The 15,277-nt window shown below is 64.1% G+C and carries 21 protein-coding genes; 8 read left to right on the plus strand and 13 right to left on the minus strand.

Annotated elements, in window-relative coordinates:
- The first annotated feature begins 18 nt into the window (after positions 1-18).
- The gene (locus tag ABMA59_RS14530; protein WP_349006077.1) at positions 19-201 is read left to right on the plus strand and encodes a hypothetical protein; all 183 of its coding nucleotides are present in this window, start codon (positions 19-21) and stop codon (positions 199-201) included.
- A gap of 60 nt (positions 202-261) precedes the next feature.
- Positions 262-669 carry a cupin domain-containing protein gene (locus tag ABMA59_RS14535; RefSeq protein WP_349006078.1) on the plus strand — a complete coding sequence of 136 codons (408 nt, stop codon included), beginning with the start codon at positions 262-264 and terminating at the stop codon, positions 667-669.
- Between the two features lie 18 nt (positions 670-687).
- Here the strand turns inward: ABMA59_RS14535 and ABMA59_RS14540 are convergent, their stop codons facing one another.
- Complete coding sequence (locus ABMA59_RS14540; RefSeq protein WP_349006079.1) at positions 688-1,692, minus strand: nicotinate-nucleotide--dimethylbenzimidazole phosphoribosyltransferase; 1,005 nt, start codon at positions 1,690-1,692, stop codon at positions 688-690.
- Positions 1,693-1,824: 132 nt separating this feature from the next.
- Here ABMA59_RS14540 and ABMA59_RS14545 point away from each other — a divergent pair, with 132 nt between their 5' ends.
- Positions 1,825-2,049: a DUF1289 domain-containing protein gene (locus tag ABMA59_RS14545; protein WP_349006156.1), complete on the plus strand. Its 225-nt coding sequence runs from the start codon at positions 1,825-1,827 to the stop codon at positions 2,047-2,049.
- A 10-nt stretch (positions 2,050-2,059) separates the two neighbouring features.
- On the plus strand, positions 2,060-2,761 hold the full coding sequence (locus ABMA59_RS14550) for a TIGR02281 family clan AA aspartic protease (protein ID WP_349006080.1): 702 nt from the start codon (positions 2,060-2,062) through the stop codon (positions 2,759-2,761).
- A gap of 54 nt (positions 2,762-2,815) precedes the next feature.
- On the opposite strand, the gene ABMA59_RS14555 is transcribed toward ABMA59_RS14550, so the two are convergent.
- A complete protein-coding gene (locus tag ABMA59_RS14555) occupies positions 2,816-3,253 on the minus strand; it encodes a DUF1489 family protein (protein WP_349006081.1) in 438 nt (145 codons plus the stop codon).
- Between the two features lie 228 nt (positions 3,254-3,481).
- Here ABMA59_RS14555 and ABMA59_RS14560 point away from each other — a divergent pair, with 228 nt between their 5' ends.
- On the plus strand, positions 3,482-4,444 hold the full coding sequence (locus ABMA59_RS14560) for a hypothetical protein (protein WP_349006082.1): 963 nt from the start codon (positions 3,482-3,484) through the stop codon (positions 4,442-4,444).
- Between the two features lie 48 nt (positions 4,445-4,492).
- Entirely contained in the window at positions 4,493-5,371 is an 879-nt protein-coding gene (locus tag ABMA59_RS14565; protein ID WP_349006083.1) for a hypothetical protein, read from the plus strand.
- Between the two features lie 28 nt (positions 5,372-5,399).
- Here the strand turns inward: ABMA59_RS14565 and ABMA59_RS14570 are convergent, their stop codons facing one another.
- Positions 5,400-6,800, minus strand: coding sequence for an L-serine ammonia-lyase (locus ABMA59_RS14570; RefSeq protein ID WP_349006084.1), 1,401 nt, complete (start codon positions 6,798-6,800; stop codon positions 5,400-5,402).
- Between the two features lie 187 nt (positions 6,801-6,987).
- Positions 6,988-7,116: a hypothetical protein gene (locus tag ABMA59_RS14575; RefSeq protein ID WP_349006085.1), complete on the minus strand. Its 129-nt coding sequence runs from the start codon at positions 7,114-7,116 to the stop codon at positions 6,988-6,990.
- 322 nt (positions 7,117-7,438) lie between these two features.
- Between ABMA59_RS14575 and ABMA59_RS14580 the strand changes: the two genes are divergently transcribed.
- On the plus strand, positions 7,439-8,158 hold the full coding sequence (locus ABMA59_RS14580; RefSeq protein WP_349006157.1) for a DUF599 domain-containing protein: 720 nt from the start codon (positions 7,439-7,441) through the stop codon (positions 8,156-8,158).
- 39 nt (positions 8,159-8,197) lie between these two features.
- Here the strand turns inward: ABMA59_RS14580 and ABMA59_RS14585 are convergent, their stop codons facing one another.
- The 7 genes from ABMA59_RS14585 to ABMA59_RS14615 all read right to left on the minus strand — a co-directional run bounded on the left by ABMA59_RS14585 (position 8,198) and on the right by ABMA59_RS14615 (position 13,858).
- Positions 8,198-8,995 (minus strand): YdcF family protein, encoded by a 798-nt coding sequence (locus ABMA59_RS14585; RefSeq protein ID WP_349006086.1) that lies wholly within the window; start codon positions 8,993-8,995, stop codon positions 8,198-8,200.
- A 62-nt stretch (positions 8,996-9,057) separates the two neighbouring features.
- The gene (locus ABMA59_RS14590) at positions 9,058-10,626 is read right to left on the minus strand and encodes an amidase (protein WP_349006087.1); all 1,569 of its coding nucleotides are present in this window, start codon (positions 10,624-10,626) and stop codon (positions 9,058-9,060) included.
- On the minus strand, positions 10,627-11,091 hold the full coding sequence (locus ABMA59_RS14595; RefSeq protein WP_349006088.1) for a GNAT family N-acetyltransferase: 465 nt from the start codon (positions 11,089-11,091) through the stop codon (positions 10,627-10,629).
- A 2-nt stretch (positions 11,092-11,093) separates the two neighbouring features.
- On the minus strand, positions 11,094-11,381 hold the full coding sequence (gene gatC, locus ABMA59_RS14600; RefSeq protein ID WP_349006158.1) for an Asp-tRNA(Asn)/Glu-tRNA(Gln) amidotransferase subunit GatC: 288 nt from the start codon (positions 11,379-11,381) through the stop codon (positions 11,094-11,096).
- A 743-nt stretch (positions 11,382-12,124) separates the two neighbouring features.
- Positions 12,125-12,544, minus strand: a complete 420-nt coding sequence (locus tag ABMA59_RS14605; RefSeq protein ID WP_349006089.1) for a hypothetical protein — start codon at positions 12,542-12,544, stop codon at positions 12,125-12,127.
- The gene (locus tag ABMA59_RS14610; RefSeq protein ID WP_349006090.1) at positions 12,513-13,130 is read right to left on the minus strand and encodes a hypothetical protein; all 618 of its coding nucleotides are present in this window, start codon (positions 13,128-13,130) and stop codon (positions 12,513-12,515) included. Before ABMA59_RS14610 ends, ABMA59_RS14605 begins: the two co-directional genes overlap by 32 nt.
- Before the next feature lie 20 nt (positions 13,131-13,150).
- Positions 13,151-13,858 (minus strand): metal-dependent hydrolase, encoded by a 708-nt coding sequence (locus tag ABMA59_RS14615; RefSeq protein WP_349006091.1) that lies wholly within the window; start codon positions 13,856-13,858, stop codon positions 13,151-13,153.
- 63 nt (positions 13,859-13,921) lie between these two features.
- On the opposite strand from ABMA59_RS14615, the gene ruvX reads away from it, so the two are divergent.
- Positions 13,922-14,416: a Holliday junction resolvase RuvX gene (gene ruvX, locus ABMA59_RS14620; RefSeq protein ID WP_349006092.1), complete on the plus strand. Its 495-nt coding sequence runs from the start codon at positions 13,922-13,924 to the stop codon at positions 14,414-14,416.
- Here the strand turns inward: ruvX and ABMA59_RS14625 are convergent.
- Positions 14,374-14,694 carry a DUF6105 family protein gene (locus ABMA59_RS14625; RefSeq protein WP_349006093.1) on the minus strand — a complete coding sequence of 107 codons (321 nt, stop codon included), beginning with the start codon at positions 14,692-14,694 and terminating at the stop codon, positions 14,374-14,376. The genes ruvX and ABMA59_RS14625 overlap by 43 nt on opposite strands.
- Positions 14,694-15,242, minus strand: a complete 549-nt coding sequence (locus tag ABMA59_RS14630) for a hypothetical protein (RefSeq protein ID WP_349006094.1) — start codon at positions 15,240-15,242, stop codon at positions 14,694-14,696. Before ABMA59_RS14630 ends, ABMA59_RS14625 begins: the two co-directional genes overlap by 1 nt.
- Between the last annotated feature and the right edge of the window lie 35 nt (positions 15,243-15,277).

A 15,277-nucleotide genomic window follows, 5' to 3' on the forward strand; every position in this document is an offset into this window, starting at 1 on the left:
GGAATCGGAATTTTTGTGATGCGCCTGTTGCTGCCGACCGCGACGATCATGGCATTGGCCCTGCTTTCGGCCTGCCAGAGCGCGCCGCCGACAAAGCCATTCGAGCCGGAATGCACGCCGCGCCGCTATGACGCCGGCTTCTGCGACGTGCCGACGAATTTCCATTTGTGGGCGACGCTTCTGACCGGGCAGTTGCAATAGCCGTTCAGGTTTTACGGAAGGAACGGAAACGCATCTTCAAAACTGGAGCCGGTGGTGCCTATGAAGATGATTTCACACGGTGATCAGCCGCGCGAGGAATGGCGAGCCGGCGTAGAAACCCGAATGCACGTGTCGGCCTGCAACGGTGCAAATCAACTTTGTATTTTCGAACAATGGGTGGCCCCAGCCATGGGCGCTCCCACGCACAGTCATCCGGTCGAGGAAGTGCTTACGGTCGTCACGGGTAAAGCCGAGATGTGGATTGATGACGAGACGGCGATCTTGGTTGGTGGGCAATCGCTTGTTGTCCCGGCCAGCCGAAAACACGGCTTCAGAAATGTAGGGTCCGAAACGCTTCACCTGCGCGCCGTACTCGCCTCATCGATCTTCGAAGCGCTGTTTGAGGACGGCGAGCCTGTCCGGCGCTGGCTTCCGTCGGCCGTCAACCAAGGTCGACCTTCAAACTAAGACGTTCAAACCGAGACGTTATCGGGAGGCGGATGCCCTGGCTTCCGCGAAGGTCGATACCACCTGCGCGGCGGCCTTGACCACCCCTGCGGCGAGAACGGCCGATGTCCCCTCCCCGCCGGCAATGTGGAGATCGAGGACCGGTTTCAGGCCAAGTTGGTTGACGGCATGTGTCAGGCCTCGCTCAACAGGCTGCTGCGCAAGCACGCAATGGTCTGTTGCCCCGGCTTCGAGCTTCTTCAGCACCGCCGCCGCCGCAATCGCCGCACCGCCGTCGAGGATCACCGGCACGCGCTCCATGCGTGCGGCCAGGATCGCACCGGCAATTGCCGCGAACTCGCGGCCGCCGAGCCGCCGCAGCACCTCCAGCGGGTCGTTCAGATGCCCGGCATGTAGAGCCAGCGCTCGGTCGACGATCTCCGCCTTGCGCGCCACCATGGCCGCGTCGGCGCCGGAGCCCGGTCCGGCCCAATCCGCGCCCGCGCCGCCGAACAGCGCCGCAAGCATCGCTGCCGCGACCGTCGAGCCGCCGACGCCGAGATTGCCGATGCACAAGAGGTCTGTCCCGCCGGCCACCGCCTCCATGCCGAAGGCCATCGTCGCCGCGCAGCCGCGCTCGTCAAATGCCGCTTCGCTGGCGATGTCGCCGGTCGGCAGGTGCAGCGCGAGGTCGAAGACCTTCAACCCGACATCGTTCGCCAGGCAAACACCGTTGATGGCGGCGCCCCCGGCGGCACAGAGTTCGACCAGCCGCGCCGTCTCCTCGACCGGGCGCGGCGAGACGCCGTGGACCGCCACGCCGTGGTTGCCCACGAAAATCGCCATCAGCGGCCGGCGGATCGAAGGCTGCTTGCCGCTCCAGCGCGCCAGCCAGACCGCGATCTCCTCCAGCCGGCCGAGCGATCCGAAGCGCCGCGACCGCGACAGGAAGTCGAAGCGCACGCGCTCCGCTACCGTTTCGTCGCCGGCCGGCAATTGCCCGATCAGCCCGCGTATGTCGTCGAAGGGAAGTTCAGATGCCATGTCGTATCCGCCGCGCCTCGCAGTCGTTGCCGGGGGGCATAGACGCTCTCGCCGCGTGGCACAATCGCGCCCTTGCATTGCGGGGCCGCCTGTCCCATGTGCTGAGGAACAAACGGAAACTTTTCGGCCGTGATCGAGTCGCCCTGCATCCTCGTCTGCTCCATCGACATGAAGACGGGTTATTGCTTCGGCTGCGGGCGCACGCGCGACGAGATCTCCGAGTGGATCGCCATGACCCCGGAGCAGCGGCGCGCCGTAATGGCGCTGCTGCCGGCGCGGCTGGAGAGCGTCGAACGCCGGCCGCGCCGCGAGACCCGCCGCGCCCGCATGGCGCGCGAACGCGGCATAGCGGAGTAGGACCGGATCGATGAACCGCTACTATATCGGCCTGATCATCCTCGGCGTCGGGTTGGTCATCCTGCTGATGACCGATTCCAGCGGCTCTGTCTTCGGCCTGGACAACAATGACTTCGGCAGGCTGGTCTATGGCGGCGCTCTCATTGCCGTCCTCGCCGTCTGGTTTCTGTCGTCGCGCCGCGCCATGAGCGGCGGCTTGCGCGCGGCGGCCATCTGGCTGGCGGTCGCCCTCGCGCTCGTTGCCGGTTACCAGTACCGCTACGAAATGCAGGACGTGCTTTCGCGCCTCACCGCCGGCCTGATCCCCGGCAGCCCGCTCTCATCCTTCGATCAGGAAGGCCGCGCCACCGTGATGATGGAAAAGCGGCAGAATGGCCATTTCGAGGTGAGCGGCACCGTCGAGGGGGCCCCGGTCGAGTTCCTGGTCGATACCGGCGCCACCAGCACCGTGCTGACCGCGGAGGATGCGCGCCGCGCCGGCATCGACGTGAACGCGCTCAACTATTCCGTCCCCGTCGCCACCGCCAACGGCACCGCGACGGCCGCCGCGACGCGGGCGCGCGAAATCACCGTCGGCAGCATCATCCGTCGCAACCAGCCGGTTCTCGTCGCCGCCGAGGGCTCGCTCGGCCAGAGCCTGCTCGGCATGAATTTCATCTCGACCCTGTCGGGTTTCGATATGCGGGGCGACCGGCTGACTCTTCGCGACTGATCGCGCCGCATCGGCCGGGCAGTTCGACGCATCGCTGGGCATCGAACTGCCCAGCTAAAGCAGCCCGAGCGCCGCCAGTTCCTGCCTCAGATGCGGCGGCATCTGCATGAGCCCAGCGCTGCCCTTGCCGAGATCGGCCGGCGCGTCGGCCGGCTTGAGGTAGCGCCAACCCTGGAATGCACGGCGCGGCTGCCATTCAGTACGCTCGACAACCGGATCAAGGACGAGGTGGCAGCGGCCTATGCCCTCGGCATCGGTGAACGGGCGGACTTCCACCAAGCGCTGGCGGCACTGCACCTGCGCTTTGATGACCCAGTAGAGCGACCCGCCGTCCACCAGTTCGGCGGCGCGCGTCGGCACCATGCGCGTGGTGTGGAAATGCTCGACCGGTTCGCCGGCGCGCCGCTTCTCATCGAGGCGGAAGGCGATCCACTCTTCCAGATCCTCGACGCTGTCGCAGCCGACACAGAGCTTTATCAGATTGAGCGCCATGCCTGATGATTTACCGCACGACGCGCGCCGGTCAATCGCCTAGCCGGTTATGCACAGGTCGCGCGCTGCCACGACTTTGCCTCCAGTCGACCCGCCTTCGTTCCCACGCGCCATATAGGCCCAGCACGATTCAAAGGACCACATTGAAAGGCACAGAATGGATACAAAACCGTGAAATCTTGCACATTCTCTCGGAAGGTCGCACATGGCGAACACCAAGGAGACCGAATGCCAATCACCAAAAAAGAGGTTCTGGAGGTTCTCGACGACGGCCGGCTCCGCAACATGCGCTTCACCGTCGGGCCGATCAGCATCAATGCCGGCGAGTACGACAAGGTCTACGACCTGATCGAGGCAGGTGCGATAACGGTAAAACCGTGGAAGGAAACCTATTCGCTCTACATCGCCGCGAGCAACATGATCCGCACGGCAGCCAAGGAACCGCCGCTCACGCCGATCATCCGCTCCAACGTGCTTCATGAATGCACGCATGTCATAACCGACATGAACAAGATTAGGGTCACCCGGGTGGCGGACGAGGCGGCCGCCTATCTCGCTCAGGTGACATACCATTTGATGCTCGAGCCGAACTACGATCCCCCGACGATCCGCGGCATTCCGGAATACGACATGATCCGGCTGTGCGTGCGGCTGGCGAAGCAATATGAGCTGGGCAAGCCTGGCGGCAACGGCGCGCAGATTTCAGCGGATGACATCAGGGCGGTCGCCAACATGGTGCCCAGCCTGCCGGAATACAGCCACATCAAGCCGGAAGAGATCGCCGTCGCCGACGGCGTCGGCATGGATAGCGACGAGGCCGAGGAATTCTACAGGCGACAGGTTTCGCGGATGAACATCCAGCTCCTCAACGAACTCATGGCCGAGGAAACGCGGCGGCTTATCGAGAGTTCGATGAAGGTGCAGATCGTAGCCTACGAAAACTACGTCACCTGGGACCCGGAACTGCTGGAGTTATTCGCAACGGCGACAGCCGGAACCTCTGACAAGAACAAGGCGGCGCTGCTGAAGCTGCATCGGATCTTCGCAACGATCGCCCAGCGCAGCGCCGTCGAATACAACCAGCGGCTTTCGGCCCTCAAGAAGGGCGACAAGGTTTCAGAAAAATTCCACGCGGTCTTCCAATCCGGACAGCGCGCCGCCCTGCTGGATGCGTTGCGCGTTCCGAGATGACCGTCACAGCCCGGCGGACACTGTCCACGCCAGCCTCGGAGGAGATGCATGGCAAACACACTTTACATCGTCGACGACGATCTGTTCAGCCGCCAGCCGCAACTGGTGCGCGACACGACGCTCGCCGAAACCCAGAACCTCTTTGCCTTCGTCAGCGGCTTCAAGGTTATCCTGCAGCAGCCGTCGAAGTTTCCGACGCGCTTCGATTTCACCGATTCGGTGGTGAAGGTGGTCGAGAGTGATGGCGACGTCGGCGCGTTCCACAACCAGTCAGTGCGGACGCAGACGGCGAACCTCGCTCATTCGGCCCAACAGAATGGCGTCACCCTGAACACCGGAACCCAGAAACGCAATGCGGGTGTGCCGGAACGCGGCGGCATCGGCTTCCAGTCCAAGGACATCCTCACCGCCGGCAGCCAGAAACTGGCCTTTGTGCTGACCGGCGGCGCGGCGTCGCTGGAAACTGTGAAGGAGGCGGTCGCCGAATTCAACGCCGGCGGGCGCAGCAGGAACGAGATCCTGGCGGACAAGAAAAATGCGATAGAAGGAACCCGCACCCGAAAGGGGCTGGGTCTGGCAGGCTACTACGGCAGACACCAGGCGCTCGTCGACATACGCGGCTTGACCGCATGGGATTTGGTCGAAAAACCGCTGTCGGACTGGCCGAAAGACGACCAGATCAGCGTCGCGACCGCACTGGCGCGATTGATCGCGCACGAGGCCAGGCACCAGTACATCGCGCCCCACTACAATGGCGGCGGCCTGGGCGCATCGGAAGCCTCGTTGTGGGGCGACAAGAATTTCGCCGCCTTCGACAAGGGCGACCAGAAGGAAGTGTCGGTCGCGCTGGCGAATTTCACCAAGCTGCAGAAAACGGCCACGATCCACCTCGAGACCAACCCGACGAACCAGCCGTTTCCATACTGACGGTTGCGAGCCCTGCGGTCGTTAGGGCTCAGCACTCCACGACGTTGACCGCGAGCCCGCCTAGGCTGGTCTCCTTGTATTTCTCGCTCATGTCCAGCCCGGTCTGGCGCATGGTCTCGATCGCGGCGTCGAGCGGCACAAAATGTTTGCCGTCGCCCTTGACCGCCAGCGAGGCGGCGGTGACGGCCTTGACCGCGCCCAGCGCATTGCGCTCGATGCAGGGCACCTGCACCAGCCCGCCGACCGGGTCGCAAGTCATGCCGAGGTGATGCTCCAGGGCGATCTCGGCGGCATTCTCCACCTGTTCCGGCGAGCCGCCCATCACGGCGCACAAGCCCGCAGCCGCCATCGCCGAGGCCGAGCCGACCTCGCCCTGGCAGCCGACCTCGGCACCCGAAATTGAGGCGTTGGTCTTAATGATGCCGCCAACCGCCGCCGCCGTTAGAAGAAAATCGCGGATGCTCGGCTGGTCGGCCTCCGGATGGAAATGCAGCCAGTAGCGCAACACGGCCGGCAGCGTGCCGGCGGCGCCATTGGTTGGCGCGGTAACGACGCGGCCGCCGGCAGCATTCTCCTCGTTGACCGCCATGGCATAGACCGACAGCCAGTCATTGGCGAGCAGCGGGTTCGGCCGGTTCTGCCGCCATTCCTCCTCCATTTTCTGGTGCAGCATCCTCGCGCGGCGGCGCACCTTCAGGCCGCCCGGCATGATGCCTTCCTGCGCCAGCCCGCGCTCGATGCAGCCGCGCATGGCGCTCCAGATCGCGTCGAGCCCGGCATCGAGGTCCTCGCGCGACATCCGCGTTTCTTCGTTGGCCCGCTTCATCTCGGCGATCGACAGGCCGCTCTTTCCAGCCATCTTCAGCATCTGGGCGGCGTCGGCGAAGGGATAAGGAACGCGGGGACCCTCAGCCTTGGCGGAGCTGCCCTTCATGCGCTGCAACTCTTCCTCGGATACGACGAACCCGCCGCCCACCGAATAATAGACGCGGCGCAGGATCAGGTGGTCGTCAGTGTCGTAGGCGTAAAACGTCATGCCGTTGGCATGGCCGGGGAGCGGTGTCTTCTTGTCCAGCACGAGGTCGACGGCGGGATCGAAGCGGTAGGACGGATGGCCGGGAGGCGAGACGCGCTTTTCCGCCTTGATCTTGTCGATCTGCGCGTCCGACTTGTCCGGATCGACGGTGGTCGGCGTCTCGCCGGCAAGCCCGAGGATGACAGCGCGGTCGGAACCGTGGCCGATGCCCGTGTAGGCGAGCGAGCCGTGCAGGCTGGCGCCGAGGCGGCCGACTTTCGTCCCGGCCGGCCGCGGCCAGTCATCGCCGGCAACCTCGTCGAGAAAACGCCGGGCCGCCGTCATCGGCCCCATCGTATGCGAACTCGACGGGCCAATGCCGATCTTGAACAGGTCGAAGACGGAAAGAAACAAGCGGGATGCTCCGGTCCGGTCGGTGCGATCATTCGCACATCGGGCAACAGATATCGGTCTTTTGCGGCTCTTAGGCTAGGCCCGCTCCGAAATCCGCTGTGCAGGCCGCGACATCGCTAGGCCGGACGGCCGAAACGCGGAAAGGCGCGGTCGCCCGCACCTTTCCGATGCCGCCCAGGGTTATCGCTCAGCCTGCGGCGAGAACCGCCGCCGTCTGATGGCCTCCAACCAGCCAGGCCAGAAGGAGGATGCCCGCGAAGCCGATGACCACCTTTGCGGTGAGGCCCCAGCAGGACTTCTGAATTCCGTCGTCCATGATTTTCCCGTCGTTTCCGGTACGGGGCTCAACGGTCGTTACGCCGCCTTGTCCCCGTACCGATTGCTCAAATACGATTTCGGCCACGCCTTCGCAACGTGAAAAATGGCGAAAACATGGCAGTCCACCGTTCCGGAACGGGATGTTGGCGTTCGCATTTTTATCAAATCAATATGTTAGCGGTCATTTACCGTAAACGGTGTTTTCACGCATAAGGCGGCATTGCGGCGCGCGCGGAACTGCGCCGCAGTAAGGACTTGTGCCCGCAAAATCTGGCGCCGCCAGTTTCCTTCCCTATGCTCGCGGCATTACCCTGTCCGGCATGGCCGAATCGCTGATCCTGTCTCCGGCGGATCTTGCCGCCCTCGCCTTCTTCCTGGTCGTATGGGTTGTCCATGCGTTGGCGGCCAATGGCCATCTGGTCAAGCGCGTGTCACTGACGGCCGCGATGAATGCCCAGCGGCTCGCCTGGATGCACACGATGGGCCGGCGCGAATTGCGCATGATCGACACCAGCATCATGGTCGGTCTGCAGCAGGGGACGGCGTTCTTCGCCTCCAGCGCGCTCATCGCGCTCGGCGGCTGCTTCGCATTGCTCAGGGGCGCCGACAACGTGCTGATGGTCGTGAATGAGCTGCCGCTCGCCGCGCAGCATTCGCGCCAGGCCTTCGAGGTCAAGGTGGTCGGGCTGATCGCCATCCTTGCATATGCCTTCTTCAAGTTCGGCTGGTCGTATCGCCTCTTCAACTACTGCTCGATCCTGGTCGGTGCCGTGCCGATGCACCGCGACAGCCTCGACGATCCCTCGGCGATGGAGGCCGCGATCCAGCGCGCCGCGCGCATGAACATGCTGGCCGGCTCGCATTTCAACGCAGGCCTGCGCGGCATCTTCTTCTCGCTCGCCTATCTCGGCTGGTTCCTGAGCCCGGCTGCCTTCCTGTTCACCACGCTGCTGCTGTTTGCCGTGCTTGTGCGCCGGCAATTCTTTTCGGAGGCGCGCAGCGTGGCATTGGGAGAGAAGGCAGTGGGCAATCGGCAGTAGGCAGTCGGGCAAAAATTCCTACTGCCTACTGCCTATTCCCTACTGCCCACTCTTCGGAAACGGCTCGTCGATCCGTCCCGACAGCCAGTATGCAAGAAGCCCGATCCATTCGCGGATGCCGAGCGTCGTCGCCTGCAGCGAATCGATGGCGTTGTCGGCGAAGAACAGGCCTTCCCTGCCGGAGGTGCGATAGTCGACCGGCCAGGGCAGCACGGCAAAATCCGCCTTGCGGAACAGCGCCATGGAGCGCGGCATGTGGAAGGCTGAGGTCACCAGCAGCCAGGTCTCGCCGGGTTGCGGCGTCACCAGCCTCTTGGTGAAGACGGCGTTCTCATAGGTATTGCGGGACTGGTTCTCCAGCACGAACCGCGCCGGGTCGACGCCCAGCGCGGTCAGCAGGCGCGGCGCGGTGGCCCCGTCACCCTCACCTTCCAGGAACACCGTGCCGGTGCCGCCGCTGACGACGATCCGCGCCTGCGGATAGCGCCGCGCCAGCACCGCCGTCTCGATGTAGCGGTCGCCGCCGGCGTTCACCTCATAGCCGCCGCGCACCAGGTTGATCGCACCTTCCAGCCCGCCGCCGAGCACGACGATGCCATCGACTTTTTCCGGCGCGGGGTTCGGGCGCTGAAAACGTTCCTCAAGCGGATTGAGCAAAGTCTGGCCGAACGACGTCCATGTCGCCACCGCCAGAATGACTAAGGCGCCGCCGGCACCTGCCGCCATCAGCTTTCGGCGATGGAAGAAGCCAGCCAACAAGCCGGCGGCGAGCAGGAAGATCGCCAGATTCAGAGGCTGGACGAAGAACCAGAAAATCTTTGAGAGGAGGAAGAACATAGGTCGATCAACCTCCTGCCGAGTTCAGAAAAAATGGAAGGGCGACACGTCCGACGGCGACCCTACCACCACTTCTCCGGCTTGAACCGTCCGGCGGCCTGCTCGATCACATGCCCTGTCTGGAACAGCGTCTCCTCGTCGAACGGTTTTCCGATGAGCTGCAGGCCGAGCGGCAGGCCGTTGGCGTCGAGGCCGGCGGGAACGGCGATGCCCGGCAGGCCGGCCATGTTCACGGTGACGGTGAAAATGTCGTTCAGGTACATCTTTACCGGGTCGTTCGCCATGTCCTCGTCGGCGATGCCGAAGGCTGCGGACGGCGTGGCGGGCGTCAGGATCACGTCGATGCCGTCGGCGAACACCTTTTCGAAATCGCGCTTGATCAGCGTGCGCACCTTCTGCGCCTGGAGGTAGTAGGCGTCGTAGTAGCCAGCGGACAGCACATAAGTGCCGATCATGATGCGGCGCTTGACCTCGCGCCCAAAACCGGCGGCACGGGTCTTTTCGTACATGTCGATGATGTCCTTGCCCGGCACGCGCAGGCCGTAGCGCACGCCGTCGTAGCGGGCGAGGTTGGACGAGGCTTCGGCGGGCGCGACGATGTAATAGGCCGGGAGCGCATATTTGGTGTGCGGCAGCGAGATGTCGACGATCTCGGCGCCGGCGTCCTTCAGCCAGGCAATGCCCTTCTGCCAGAGCGTCTCGATCTCCTCCGGCATACCGTCGACCCGGTATTCCTTCGGGATGCCGACCTTCATGCCCCTGATCGGCTTGCCCAGCGCCGCCTCATAGTCGGGCACCGGGATGTCGACGGAAGTCGTGTCCTTGGCGTCGACGGAGGCCATGGACTTCAGCATGATCGCGGCGTCGCGCACGTCGCGCGCGATCGGGCCGGCCTGGTCGAGCGAGGAGGCGAAGGCGACGACGCCCCAGCGCGAGACGCGGCCATAGGTCGGCTTGATGCCGACCGTGCCGGTGAAGGCCGCCGGCTGGCGGATCGAGCCGCCGGTGTCGGTGGCGGTCGCGCCGGCGCAGAGGAAGGCCGCGACCGATGCCGCCGAACCGCCCGACGAACCGCCGGGCACAAGGCGCATATTGTCCAGCGCGCGCGCCTTCCTGACCCCTCCGCCGGCCGAGACGAACCCACCCTCGCCCATATGGGTGGCAGGCATGACGCTCTGCTCGGTGCGCTGGCGCCGCCACGGATTGACGACCGGGCCGTAATAGGACGTCTCGTTGGACGAGCCCATGGCGAACTCGTCCATGTTGAGTTTTCCGAGCATGACCGCGCCGTCGGCCCACAGGTTGGACGTTACTGTGGATTCATAACGCGGCTTGAACCCGTCGAGGACGTGGCTGCACGCCTGGGTGTGGACGCCTTCGGTGGAGAACAGATCCTTGATGCCGAGCGGGATGCCTTCCAGAGCGCCGGCCTCGCCCTTGGCCAGTTTCGCGTCGGATGCCTTCGCCATGGCGCGCGCCTTGTCGTGGGTGACGGCAACATAGGCGTTGAAGGTCGGGTTGGCGGCATCGATCGCCGCGAGATAAGAGTCGGTCAGTTCGACCGAGGAGATCTCTTTCGCCCGGAGTTTTTCGCGGGCCTCGGCAATGGTCAGTCCGGTGAGCTCGGTCATTTAGGAAAGCTTCTTTTCGTAGAATCGGGAATGGCCGGAATCGGGATAGTCGAGCACCGCGCCGCAGGTGGTGAAGCCGCCGCGCTCATAGACGCGGTAGGCCGGCTCGAAGCCGGGCGCTTCGCCGGTTTCCAGCACCAGCCGGGAAATGCCTTTTTCACGAGCGAGCGCCTCGACCTTCTGCAACAGTTGCGAGCCGACGCGTTTTCCCCGCACTTCCGGCAGCGTGAACATGCGCTTGACCTCGCCGAGGCCATCGCCGTGGTCCTTCAAGGCCCCCATGCCGACCGGCCTGCCTTCGTCGCGGGCCACGAACAGGGTGACGGACGGTTCAGCCATCTGCTCGACGGTGAGCTGGAACTGGAACTCGCGCGGCGTCAGAGGGATCATGGTGGCGTTCAGGGCCGCCACCATCGTGCGGACATCGTCCTGCAGCGGCGTCTCGACCGTGATCTCGAGTGCCATGACTATTCCACCACCTTCGGCACCAGGAAGAAGTTTTCCGCCGTCGCCGGCGCATTGGCGACGATGTCGGCGGCCTTTCCTCCGTCGGTCACGCCGTCCTGCCGCTTCTTCATGGCCATGGGCGTCACCGACACCATCGGCTCGACGCCGGCCACGTCGACCTCGTTCAACTGCTCGACGAAGCCGAGGATGGCGTTGAGTTCGCCGGTCATGCGTTCGGCATCCGCATCGTCGACGGCGATGCGGGCAAGGCGCGCGACGCGCTTCACGGTGGCGATATCGACGGACATCTCTTGCCTCAGCGAAAGGAGGGGAAAGGCGAAGTCCGGGCTATAGCGGCGCGCCGCGCGCCGCGCAACCGCAGACGGCAAGGCCGCCGCGCCGCTTTTCGTGGGAAAACCCGGGGACAGTTTACTTTTATCCCCTCGCACCAACCCATCCAGAACCACGCCTTTCCGGGGATAAAAGTAAACTGTCCCCGGCATGCAGCCTTCCCCGTCGCCACGCTGCGGAACTCCGCCCTGGCCATTGAGTGGAAAAACTCCCTTCCGAGAGCGTGGGAAGCGGGGCGCGAAGCCGAGCCTCTCAAAGTTTTTGTACGTGGCGCGACCCTCGCGCCCCGCCGGCGTGCTTGCCCGACCGCTGATACCGCCCACTCGATCGGGAGCGCGTCGTCGCGATCTGGGGCCCGGGCGTAAAGGCTCTCGCCAGGCCGCGCACCGTTACGCGGCCACCCCGGCGCCGATGCTCTCCCCTGATACCCGGTGCGCACCAGGTTTCCCGCGAGAGCGATCGCGGGGATTATGAGGCGGAATGGGCCGGCGGGGATGAGGCCGGGCGAAAATCGAACGATTCAGTTTTCCGGCGACGCGGTGGGTCCAGGTAAAGCCTTGAAAAATCGCTCTTTTCTCATTCAGGCGCGTTGTTGGACGATCATATTTTCGCAGAATGGGGTGAAACCTGTCCCCGTCGGACGCGCCTTTGCCGCCTTGCCGGTCATGGCGGCGAAATACAGCAGAGGGGAACGGCGGGATCATTTCGCGCCGTCCGCCCGCCGTTGCAACAGCGCCTGCGAAGCCCGCCTGAGCGGCCGGGCCTCCGTGAAAATGTTGCGGGAGCGGAATTCGGCCGGACTCGAATGCCACAGGAATTCGTTGATGCCCAATCCGGGTTTTTCCGTGGTGAACCACGGTTCCTTGAGATAGCGCGACGGCGCGGCCACCCAGGCGGGGACCCGTGCCCGGTATTTTTTTGCAAGATAGGAGGCCGCGGCCCCGGCAAGCGCGTCGAGCCGCTCGTCACCGGTCAGCGGCGGTTCGGGAGCTAGGGCAGCGGACCGGGCGTCGGCATCCGCGAGCCCATAGAATGTGTCCAGAAACTCGGCGAACGCCTTCTCGCGGGGTTCGCCCGCGATGATGCGCTCACAGGTTTGAGACAGGGTAGCGGGGCGCATCGGCGGCTCCGAAAGTGTCGAGGACATGCCTGAGCAGGAAAAGCCGCTTTTCCGGATCGGCGGCCGAACGCGGAAAATAACGCGACATGATGCCAATTGCCGCGTCCGGGCCCTCGGCTCCGACAATTTTCATCAGGTTGCGGATATCCTCCGCTTCTTTCGCGCCTTGCAGCGGATCGAGCACGCGGATCGCCTTCACCTTCAGCGCCAGCAGATATTCGGCGGTTGGGACATAAACGACAAGGCCGGGCTCCACATCCGAACGCGGAAATGTGCCGAACTCGACGTGATCGCCCTCCATCGTTGCGATGCGGCTGAGATGAAAGGATACCGCGTCGTTCAGCCAGTCCTTGGACCAGCCATGCCGGGCCGCAATCATGGCTACCACTTCGGCAAGCCATTGCGGCCAAGGCATCGGCAGTTCCGCGATATCAACATCTTCCGAGCCAAAGCGGAAGTTGCTTGCGAGCATCAGCGCGGAGCCGCCATAGACGGCAAAGTGGATCAAGGCGCCGTTCCGGTGAGCCGCCTCGCCGATCTCGTCGAAGGCGGCGAGCAATTCAGCCCGGTCGAATTCCTTCGCCATGGGAGCCCGATCCCTCGAGATCAGATCTCCATCGCTTCCCCGATCTTCGGCAGCACGACCTCCGTGCCGCTGCCCTCCAGCCCGGCAACAAACTTGTCGGCGCTCTGGTCGAGTGCGCCAAATGTGGCGAAATGGCAGGGAACGGCCTTCTTGAAGTTGAAGAAACGCTTGCAGGCGAGGGCTGCCACCGCGCCGCCCATGGTGAAACGGTCGCCGATCGGCACGATGCCGATTTCCGGCTGATGCAGTTCCTCGATCAGCGCCATATCGCCAAAGATATCGGTGTCGCCCATGTGGTAGAGCGAGCGGCCGTCGGCGAAATGCAGGACGAGGCCGAGCGGGTTGCCGAGATAAGTGTTCGAGCCGTCACCTATGTTGAAGGACGAGGAGTGCAGCGCCTGCACGAAGGTCGTGGTGAAGCCGCCGCAGTCGACCGTGCCGCCGGTGTTGCCGGGATTGATCGTGTCTCCCGCAACGCCCTGGCCGACCAGATACATGCAAAGTTCGAAGCAGGCGACGAGCTGAGCGCCCGTCTTCTTGAGGATTTCGGCGGCGTCGCCGACGTGGTCGTTGTGGCCATGCGTCAGCAACACGTGCGTGATGCCGTCGGCCGGCCCTTCCCAACCCTTGCCCCAGGAGGGATTACCGCTGAGGAACGGATCGATCAGGATTTTGGCGTTGCCCGCGTCGATGCGGAAGGCCGAATGGCCGTGCCAGGTGAGTTTCATGACGGTCTCCTCGATTTCGCGTTGCCAAGAGGATAGAACGCCGGCAAGCCGAAAGGAAAGCCCGTGCCGGTCGTCACCATCGAAGCCCTACCCCAACTCCTGCAAGGCAGCATGACGCTGGCCGGGCTCGACCTCGGCGAAAAGACCATCGGCGTGGCGGTGTCGGACCGCGGCCTTTCCTTCGCCCATCCGCGTCCGGTGATTCTGCGGAAGAAATTCACGGCCGACGCCGAGGCGCTGCTGAAACTGCTCGCCTCCGAGCAGACCGGCGCGATCGTCATCGGCCTGCCCGTAAATATGGACGGCAGCGAAGGCCCGCGCGTCCAGGCGACGCGCGCGTTCGTGCGCAACATGCAGCGGCTGACCGATCTGCCTTTCGCCTATTGGGACGAGCGCCTGTCGACGGTGGCTGCGGAGCGCACGCTGATCGAGATGGATTTTTCGCGCGAGAAGCGAAAAGGCAAGATCGATTCGGCCGCGGCCGCCTTCATCCTGCAGGGCGTGCTGGATCGGCTTCAGGCGCTGGGCGAATCCGAGGCGGGTGCCTGGCCTGAATAGCGCTCGCGCTGCCTGCGCAGCCAGGCCGCAACCTCGCGGCGGCGGCGGAAAGCCCAGATCGCCAGCAGGATCAGCGTATCGAAGATGCAGGCCTTCGCGATGAACCACGGCACCGACGCCGGCTCGACATTCATGATCTGGCCGGCAAGCTGAAAATAGATGTCATGCACCTGCCGCGACAGCATCAGGTAGCCGAAATTCATGTCGTAATAGGACAGGCCGAACCAACCCCAAAAGATCACCAGCGGCAGCGCCCAGATCGTCAGGATGTAGCGCATCAGCGATCGAAGCTCCGCTGGCCGTCGTAGGCTGTGACGAAACGCGACAGCCGCGCCGTCCGCGAGGCGTCGATCGCCTTGACACGCGCGGCGAGCCGCGCCTCCCCGCCATCGACGGCTTGGTGTGGATCGAGTTGCCGCTCGGCCCGGATCGCGACATAGGAGGCGATCAGCGCGGCAAAATGCGCGGCCATCGCCGGAAACAGGCCGGCGGTGGCCTTGATGGTGCCGACGACGAGCATGAGGGTCATCAATCCGGAAGCGGTCGAGAATGCCATGCGCAGAACTTCGTCGCCGGCCACGCGGTTCCCCGGCGAGACGAAGAAGGTCACGAAAGCCCACCAGAAGAGCACGGAACAGATCGCGAAGCCGAATGAAACCGTGGCTTTCATGACCGGCACGGAGGCAAGGAAGATGTCTTGGCCGGACATGTCTATGCCGAGGAAGGTCAATCCTCCGCCATCGCCGCCGAATACGGCAAGCCCAGCCAGCAGTGAAAACAGCACCGCCCAGTGCAGAACCAGAAAAAGAGTCAGTAACCGAGGCATGCTGTCCTCATTCGTGGGACACAGACTGGGGCCGT

Source organism: Mesorhizobium yinganensis, assembly GCF_040081985.1.
Classification (GTDB): Bacteria; Pseudomonadota; Alphaproteobacteria; order Rhizobiales; family Rhizobiaceae; genus Kumtagia; species Kumtagia yinganensis.

Bases quoted from the DNA above. Each gene is read 5' to 3' on its own strand.
- ABMA59_RS14530 (WP_349006077.1), top strand. From the start codon at position 19: ATGCGCCTGTTGCTGCCGACCGCGACGATCATGGCATTGGCCCTGCTT.
- ABMA59_RS14535 (WP_349006078.1), top strand. From the start codon at position 262: ATGAAGATGATTTCACACGGTGATCAGCCGCGCGAGGAATGGCGAGCC.
- ABMA59_RS14540 (WP_349006079.1), bottom strand. From the start codon at position 1,692: ATGGCATCTGAACTTCCCTTCGACGACATACGCGGGCTGATCGGGCAA.
- ABMA59_RS14550 (WP_349006080.1), top strand. From the start codon at position 2,060: ATGAACCGCTACTATATCGGCCTGATCATCCTCGGCGTCGGGTTGGTC.
- ABMA59_RS14555 (WP_349006081.1), bottom strand. From the start codon at position 3,253: ATGGCGCTCAATCTGATAAAGCTCTGTGTCGGCTGCGACAGCGTCGAG.
- ABMA59_RS14560 (WP_349006082.1), top strand. From the start codon at position 3,482: ATGCCAATCACCAAAAAAGAGGTTCTGGAGGTTCTCGACGACGGCCGG.
- ABMA59_RS14565 (WP_349006083.1), top strand. From the start codon at position 4,493: ATGGCAAACACACTTTACATCGTCGACGACGATCTGTTCAGCCGCCAG.
- ABMA59_RS14575 (WP_349006085.1), bottom strand. From the start codon at position 7,116: ATGGACGACGGAATTCAGAAGTCCTGCTGGGGCCTCACCGCAAAGGTG.
- ABMA59_RS14580 (WP_349006157.1), top strand. From the start codon at position 7,439: ATGGCCGAATCGCTGATCCTGTCTCCGGCGGATCTTGCCGCCCTCGCC.
- ABMA59_RS14585 (WP_349006086.1), bottom strand. From the start codon at position 8,995: ATGTTCTTCCTCCTCTCAAAGATTTTCTGGTTCTTCGTCCAGCCTCTG.
- ABMA59_RS14590 (WP_349006087.1), bottom strand. From the start codon at position 10,626: ATGACCGAGCTCACCGGACTGACCATTGCCGAGGCCCGCGAAAAACTC.
- ABMA59_RS14595 (WP_349006088.1), bottom strand. From the start codon at position 11,091: ATGGCACTCGAGATCACGGTCGAGACGCCGCTGCAGGACGATGTCCGC.
- gatC (WP_349006158.1), bottom strand. From the start codon at position 11,381: ATGTCCGTCGATATCGCCACCGTGAAGCGCGTCGCGCGCCTTGCCCGC.
- ABMA59_RS14605 (WP_349006089.1), bottom strand. From the start codon at position 12,544: ATGCGCCCCGCTACCCTGTCTCAAACCTGTGAGCGCATCATCGCGGGC.
- ABMA59_RS14610 (WP_349006090.1), bottom strand. From the start codon at position 13,130: ATGGCGAAGGAATTCGACCGGGCTGAATTGCTCGCCGCCTTCGACGAG.
- ABMA59_RS14615 (WP_349006091.1), bottom strand. From the start codon at position 13,858: ATGAAACTCACCTGGCACGGCCATTCGGCCTTCCGCATCGACGCGGGC.
- ABMA59_RS14625 (WP_349006093.1), bottom strand. From the start codon at position 14,694: ATGCGCTACATCCTGACGATCTGGGCGCTGCCGCTGGTGATCTTTTGG.
- ABMA59_RS14630 (WP_349006094.1), bottom strand. From the start codon at position 15,242: ATGCCTCGGTTACTGACTCTTTTTCTGGTTCTGCACTGGGCGGTGCTG.